Annotated in this window: 8 protein-coding genes; all 8 read left to right on the top strand. The window is 72.8% G+C overall.

What is annotated here, in order from left to right; translation table 11 throughout:
- Window positions 1–34: 34 nt before the first annotated feature.
- Entirely contained in the window at window positions 35–1360 is a 1326-nt protein-coding gene (locus EHS43_RS32705; protein ID WP_125194292.1) for an L-fuconate dehydratase, read from the top strand.
- Window positions 1353–2255, top strand: coding sequence for an amidohydrolase (locus tag EHS43_RS32710; RefSeq protein ID WP_125194293.1), 903 nt, complete (start codon window positions 1353–1355; stop codon window positions 2253–2255). Before EHS43_RS32705 ends, EHS43_RS32710 begins: the two co-directional genes overlap by 8 nt.
- Complete coding sequence (locus EHS43_RS32715) at window positions 2246–2680, top strand: RbsD/FucU domain-containing protein (RefSeq protein WP_125194294.1); 435 nt, start codon at window positions 2246–2248, stop codon at window positions 2678–2680. Before EHS43_RS32710 ends, EHS43_RS32715 begins: the two co-directional genes overlap by 10 nt.
- Window positions 2677–3720 carry a zinc-binding dehydrogenase gene (locus tag EHS43_RS32720; protein WP_125194295.1) on the top strand — a complete coding sequence of 348 codons (1044 nt, stop codon included), beginning with the start codon at window positions 2677–2679 and terminating at the stop codon, window positions 3718–3720. Before EHS43_RS32715 ends, EHS43_RS32720 begins: the two co-directional genes overlap by 4 nt.
- Window positions 3717–4478 (top strand): SDR family oxidoreductase, encoded by a 762-nt coding sequence (locus EHS43_RS32725; protein ID WP_125194296.1) that lies wholly within the window; start codon window positions 3717–3719, stop codon window positions 4476–4478. The genes EHS43_RS32720 and EHS43_RS32725 overlap by 4 nt, the downstream gene beginning before the upstream one ends.
- Window positions 4475–5107: a bifunctional 4-hydroxy-2-oxoglutarate aldolase/2-dehydro-3-deoxy-phosphogluconate aldolase gene (locus tag EHS43_RS32730; protein ID WP_125194297.1), complete on the top strand. Its 633-nt coding sequence runs from the start codon at window positions 4475–4477 to the stop codon at window positions 5105–5107. Before EHS43_RS32725 ends, EHS43_RS32730 begins: the two co-directional genes overlap by 4 nt.
- Complete coding sequence (locus EHS43_RS32735; protein ID WP_125194298.1) at window positions 5104–6141, top strand: sugar kinase; 1038 nt, start codon at window positions 5104–5106, stop codon at window positions 6139–6141. The genes EHS43_RS32730 and EHS43_RS32735 overlap by 4 nt, the downstream gene beginning before the upstream one ends.
- A 35-nt stretch (window positions 6142–6176) precedes the next feature.
- Window positions 6177–7005, top strand: an 829-nt coding sequence (locus EHS43_RS32740; RefSeq protein ID WP_148104138.1) for an aldo/keto reductase, incomplete at its 3' end; no start/stop codon positions are given.

Here is a 7005-nt window from a genome sequence, read left to right on the forward strand (position 1 = left end):
CTCTTCCCCCTTGCACGTCACAGGAGTTGCCGCCATGTCCTCCCCCATGCCCTCATCCGCCCGCATCACCGCCCTGGACGTCCTGGACGTGCGGTTTCCCACCTCCGAACACCTCGACGGCTCGGACGCCATGAACCCGGAGCCCGACTACTCCGCTGCCTACGTCGTCCTGCGCACCGACGCCGGCGACGGACTGGAGGGCCACGCCCTGGCCTTCACCACCGGACGCGGCAACGACGCCCAGGCGGCCGCCATCGCCACGCTCGCCCCGCACGTCGTCGGCCTGTCCGTCGAGGAGGTCTGCTCCGACCTCGGCGCCTTCTCCCGCTCCCTGGTCCACGACCCCCAACTGCGCTGGCTGGGACCGGAGAAGGGCGCCATCCACATGGCGACCGGTGCCGTCGTCAACGCCGCCTGGGACCTCGCGGCCAAGCGCGCGGGCAAGCCCGTGTGGCGTTTCCTCGGCGAGATGTCCCCCGAGGAGCTGGTGGCCCAGGTCGACTTCCGCTGGCTGTCCGACGCCCTCACGCCCGAAGAGGCCCTCGAGATCCTCCAGCGCGCGGAGCCGGGTCGCGCGCAGCGCATCGAGCGCCTCATCAACCAGGGCTACCCCGCCTACACCACCACCCCCGGCTGGCTCGGCTACTCCGACGAGAAGCTCGCCCGCCTGTCCCGCGAGGCGGTCGCCGACGGCTTCACGCAGATCAAGCTCAAGGTCGGTGCGGACCTGGAGGACGACATACGGCGCCTGCGCACCGCCCGCGAGACCGTCGGCCCCGACATCCGCATCGCCGTCGACGCCAACCAGAGATGGGACGTCCAGCCCGCCATCGACTGGATGCGCGCCCTGGCCCCCTTCGACCCGTACTGGATCGAGGAACCCACCTCCCCCGACGACATCCTGGGCCACGCCGCCGTCCGTAGGGCCGTCACCCCCATCAAGGTGGCCACGGGCGAGCACATCGCCAACCGCGTGGTCTTCAAGCAGCTCCTCCAGGCAGGCGCCGTCGACATCGTCCAGATCGACTCCGCCCGCGTCGGCGGCGTCAACGAGAACATCGCGATCCTGCTCCTCGCCGCCAAGTTCGGCGTCCCGGTCTGCCCGCACGCCGGCGGCGTCGGCCTGTGCGAGATGGTCCAGCACCTGTCGATGTTCGACTACGTCGCCGTGTCCACCACCACCGAGGACCGTGTCATCGAGTACGTCGACCACCTGCACGAGCACTTCGTCGACCCCGTCCGGATCGCCGCCGGCCACTACCTGGCCCCGACCGTGCCCGGACTGAGCGCGCAGATGCACCCGGAGTCCCTCAAGGAGTACAGCTACCCCGACGGCCCCGTGTGGTCCGCCCGTGTCTGAGCCGCGGCCCCTGATCGACGCCCACCACCACGTGTGGGATCTGGACCGGCGCCCGCAGCCCTGGCTCGACGAACCCGGCCACGAGCCGATCCGCCGCAGCTACGGCGTCGACGACCTCCGACGGTCCGCCACCCGGCCCATAGCCGGCCGGCAGCTGACGGGCACGGTGGTCGTCCAGTGCGTGGCGTCCGTCCCCGAGACCGCGGACCTGCTGGACCTCGCCGGCCAGGACCCGCTGATCGGCGCGGTCGTCGGCTGGGCGGACCTCATCGGGCCCGGCATCGGGGACGTACTCGACGCACTGCTCTCCCGGCCCTCGGGCGGGTATCTGCGGGCCCTGCGCCACGTCGTGCAGGGCGAGTCCGATCCGCGGTGGCTCCAGCGGCCGGCCGTCGAGCGCGGCCTGCGGGCCGTGCAGGAGAGGGGTCTCGGCTACGACATCCTCATCCGCAGCCACCAGTTCCCCCAGGCGATCCGGCTCGCCCAGCGTTTCCCGGACCTCCCGCTGGTCCTGGACCACGCGGGAAAGCCGCCCATCGGCCACCCCGCACTGCCCGACTGGGTGCGCGCGGTGCGCGAACTGGCCGTCCACCCCCAGGTGCGCTGCAAGGTCTCCGGACTGATCACCGAGGCCGACCGGGAGAAATGGACGATCGACGACATCCGTCCGGTCTGGGACACCCTGCTGACCGCGTTCGGACCCGACCGGCTGATGTTCGGCTCCGACTGGCCCGTCTGCGTCCTGGCGGGCGGCTGGGACCGCTGGGCCACGACCGTCGACGAGCTCCTCAGCGCCTGCTCCCCGCACGAGAGGCAGGCAGTGCTCCACGACACGGCGGCGGCCTTCTACCGGCCGGCCGCTCCCGAGAAGGAGGCAGAGGCACCGTGCTGCTGACCGAACTGACCCACCCCGGCATCCTCGAGGCGCTGGCGGGAGCCGGCCACGGCGCCCGCGTCCTGCTCGCCGACGGCCACTACCCCGCCGGCACCGCGACCGGGCCACACGCCCGCATCGTCCACCTCAACCTGGCGCCGGGCACCGTGGACGTCACCACCGTCCTCGACGTGCTGCTGCGCGCCGTTCCAGTGGAGTCGGCCCAGGTGATGGCGCCCGAGGGCGAACCGGAGCCGCCCGCCATCGCCGAGTACCGCGCGAAGCTGGCACCCGCCCCGGTCCACACGCTCACCCGCTTCGACTTCTACGACGCGGCCCGCTCCCCGGATGTCGCGCTGGCGATCGTCACCGCCGACATCCGTACCTACGCCAACCTGCTGCTGACCATCGGCGTCCGCGCGGAAGGGACCCTGACCCCACGATGACTCTCGCCGTCCGCTACACCGCGGCCCGCACCTTGGACACCGCCCCCGCCGAGAGCGTGGAGCCGGGCCCGGGAGAGGTGGAGATCGCCCCCGCCTATGTCGGGATCTGCGGCACCGACCTGCACATCTTCCACGGCGACATGGACGCCCGTGTGACCACGCCGGCCGTCCTCGGGCACGAGATGTCCGGCCGCATCGTCCGCGTGGGTCCCGGAGTCGAGGGGTGGCAGCCCGGTGACGCGGTCACCGTGATGCCGCTGCGCTGGGACGACACCTGCCCTGCCTGCCGGGCCGGCCATCAGCACATCTGCCAGCACCTGGACTTCATCGGCATCGACTCCCCCGGTGCCATGCAGCAGCGCTGGACCGTGCCCGCCACCACCCTCGTCCGCGTCCCCCAGGACGTGCCCCTGGAACGAGCCGCGCTGGTCGAACCCACCGCGGTCGCCGTCCACGACGTGGGCCGGGCCGCGATACAGCCCGGTGAGCGGGTCGTCGTGGTCGGCGGCGGTCCCGTCGGCATCCTCATCGCCCTGGTCGCGCGGGACGCCGGCGCGGAGGTACGAGTCGTGGAGCTCAGCGCCCACCGCCGGTCACTGGCCGAGGAGTTGGGGCTGGTCACGTGGGACCCCGCAGCCGACGACGTCGCCGACCTGCTCCGCGCCTGGACCGGGGACGCCGGCGCGGACGTCGCCTTCGAGGTGTCCGGCGCCGCGGCAGGTGTCGAGACGGCCGTCGACGTGCTCGGCGTACGCGGACGGCTGTGCCTGGTGGCCATCCACCCCCGGCCCCGGGAGATCAACCTGCACCGCTTCTTCTGGCGCGAACTCACCCTCGTCGGCGCCCGATTGTACGACCGCTCCGACTTCGAGAAGGCGGTGACCCTGGTGGCGGACGGCACGATCCCGGCCGACCGGCTGATCAGCAAGGTCGTCCCGCTGACCGAGGCACCCGCCGCGTTCGAGGCCCTGGAGGGCGGCGGAGACGTGATGAAGATCCTCGTCGACTGCACCGACCACGCACAGGAGAGCACCGTATGACCGCCTTCGACCTCACCGGGAAGCTCGCCGTCGTCACCGGGGCCCGCCGCGGCATCGGCCGGGCCATGGCCCGCGCGCTCGCCGAGGCCGGCGCGGACGTCATCGGGGTCAGCGCGAACCTGGAGTCCTCCGGCAGCGACGTGGAGAAGGACGTCACCGCCGCGGGCCGCACCTTCGAGGCGATCCGCACCGACTTCGCCGATCCCGACGCCGTCCGCGCCCTCGGCGAGAACCTCGCCGGACGCGAACGCCCGGTGGACATCCTGGTCAACAACGCGGGCACCATCCGCCGCACCCCGGCCGCCGAACACAGCGACGCCGACTGGGCGTTGGTGCTCCAGGTCGACCTCACCGCCCAGTTCGCCCTCACCCGGGCCGTCGGCGCCGTCATGGTCGCCCGCGGCCACGGCAAGGTCATCTTCACCGCCTCCCTGCTCAGCTACCAGGGCGGCATCACGGTCCCCGGCTACACCGCCGCCAAGCACGGCATCGCCGGACTGACCAAGGCCCTGGCCAACGAGTGGGCGCCGCACGGCGTCAACGTCAACGCCGTCGCCCCGGGCTACATCGCCACCGACAACACCCAGGCCCTGCAGGACGACCCGAGCCGCAGCAAGGCCATCCTGGAGCGGATCCCGGCCGGACGCTGGGGCTCGGCCGACGACCTCGGCGGGGCCACCGTCTTCCTCGCCTCCCCTGCCGCCGACTACATCCACGGCACCGTGCTGCCGGTCGACGGCGGGTGGCTCGGCCGATGACGCACCACGCCCTGAGCGCCGTACTCGCGGGGGCCCGGCTCCTGCCGGTGCTCACCGTGCCGTCCGTCGCGAGTGCCGGCCCCCTGGCCGAGGCGCTCGCGACGGGCGGCGCGCGCTGCGCCGAGGTCACCTTCCGCACCCCGCAGGCCGAGCAGGTGGTGAAGGTCATGGCCGCGCACGGCGGTCTGACCGTCGGCGCCGGGACCGTCCTCACCACCGAGCAGGCGGAACGCGCGGTCGCGGCCGGGGCCCGCTTCCTCGTGTCACCCGGCTTCGACATCGAAGTCGTCGACAAGGGACGCGAGTTGGGGGTGCCGGTGGTACCCGGCGCGGCGACCGCGACCGAGCTCATGCACGCGCTCAAGGCGGGCCTGGACACGGTCAAGCTGTTCCCCGCCGAGCCGCTCGGCGGCATCGGGACACTGCGCGCGCTCGCGGCGCCCTTCCCGCAGATGGGCTTCGTGCCGACCGGCGGCATCGGCCCCGAGCAGATGTCCGCCTACCTCGCCCACCCGGCGGTCCTGGCCGTCGGCGGCAGTTGGCTCGCCACCCGCGCCCACCTCGAACGCGGAGCATACGACGAGATCCGCCGGCTCACCGCCGAGGCCGTGGAAAGGACCGCACCGTGACCGACGTGATCGCCCTCGGCGAGGTCATGCTCCGCTTCGACCCGGGCGAGGGCCGGATCCGCACCGCCCGCACCTTCCAGGTCTGGGAAGGCGGCGGTGAGTACAACGTGGCCCGGGGTCTGCGGCGTTGCTTCGGACACCGTGCCGCGGTCGTCACCGCGCTCGCCGACAACGAAGTCGGCCGCCTGGTCGAGGACCTCGTCCTCCAAGGCGGTGTCGACACCTCGCTCATCCGCTGGGTCACCGACGACGGAATCGGCCGCAGCGCCCGCAACGGCCTGAACTTCGTCGAGCGCGGCTACGGCATCCGCGGCGCCCTGGGGGTGAGCGACCGCGCGCACACCGCCGCGTCCCAGCTGCGCAAGGGGGACGTCGACTGGGACGCGGTCTTCGCCGGCGGGGTGCGCTGGTTCCACACCGGTGGCATCTTCGCGGGCCTGTCCGACACCACCGTCGATGTCGCCGACGAGGCGATGGCGGCCGCACGGCGGCACGGTGTCACCGTCTCCTACGACCCCAACTACCGCCCCAGCCTCTGGGCCGGCCGCGGCGGCGCCGACCGCGCCCGCGAAGCCGACCTGCGGCTCGCCCGGCACGCCGATGTCGTCGTGGGCGCCCTGGGTCTGGCGGGCACGCGTCCGGGAGCCGTGCGCCTGGCGGAACACGAGGTGCCGGACGCGCTCGCTTCCGTCGCCGCGCTGCTGCCGGGCGCGAAGGTACTGGCGACGACCGTGCGCGAGGTGCCCTCGGCGGGGGTCAACGACTGGTCCTCGGCCGCCTGGTCACCCGCCACCGGTATGGTCACCGGCCCGCGGATGCCCGGTCTGCACGTCCTGGACCGCATCGGCTCCGGCGACGGCTTCGCCGCCGGGCTGATCCACGGCCTCCTCACCGGCACGTCGCTGGAACGCGCCCTGGCCTACGGCACTGCCCACGGCGCCCTCGTCATGACCACCCCCGGTGATGTCTCCATGGCCACCCTCTCCGAGGTCGAGGCTCTGGTCGCGGGCTCCACGGCCCACGTCCGACGCTGACCCCACGCCCATCCGCAGCCTCCGAGGAGCGCGCCTTGCACCGCCGAACGATCCACCGCACCCGCATCGAACTCACCGAACTCGGCTTCGGCGCCTCCGTGATCGGCAACCTGTACCGGACCACCACGGCCGCAGACGCCGCAGCCGCACTCGACGCCGCCTGGGACGCGGGCATCCGGTACTTCGACACCGCGCCGCACTACGGCCTCGGCCTGTCCGAACAACGCCTCGGCGCCACGCTGCGCACCCGCCCCCGCGACGAGTACGTCGTCTCCTCCAAGGTGGGCCGCCTCCTCGTCCCCAACGAGGAGCCCCGCGGTGTCGACTCCGAGGGCTTCGTCGTACGGGACGACCTGCGCCGGCAGTGGGACTTCAGCCGTGACGGCGTGCTCCGCTCCATCGAGGAGACGCTGGAGCGCACCGGTCTGGACCGTCTGGACATCGTCTACCTCCACGACCCCGACGACCACTGGAGACAGGCCGCCGACGAGGCCATGCCCGCCCTCGCCGAACTGCGCGACCAGGGGGTGATCGGAGCGATCGGCGCCGGGATGAACCAGTCCGCCATGCTCGCCCGCTTCCTGCGCGAGACCGCCGCCGACGTGGTCATGCTCGCCGGGCGCTACACCCTCCTCGACCAGTCCGCCCTCGACGACGTCCTGCCCGCCGCACAGGAGTCGGGCAAGAGCGTCGTCGCGGTGGGCGTCTTCAACTCCGGCCTGCTCTCCCGCCAGTGGCCCGAGGAAGGCATGAAGTACGACTACCAGGACGCCCCGGCGGAACTGGTGGCCCGCGCCCGCGCCATCGCCGAGGTCTGTGAGGCCCACGGCACCACCCTGCCTGCGGCCGCCATCGCCTTCCCCC

The organism is Streptomyces sp. RP5T, from assembly GCF_003933965.1.
Classification (GTDB): Bacteria; Actinomycetota; Actinomycetes; order Streptomycetales; family Streptomycetaceae; genus Streptomyces.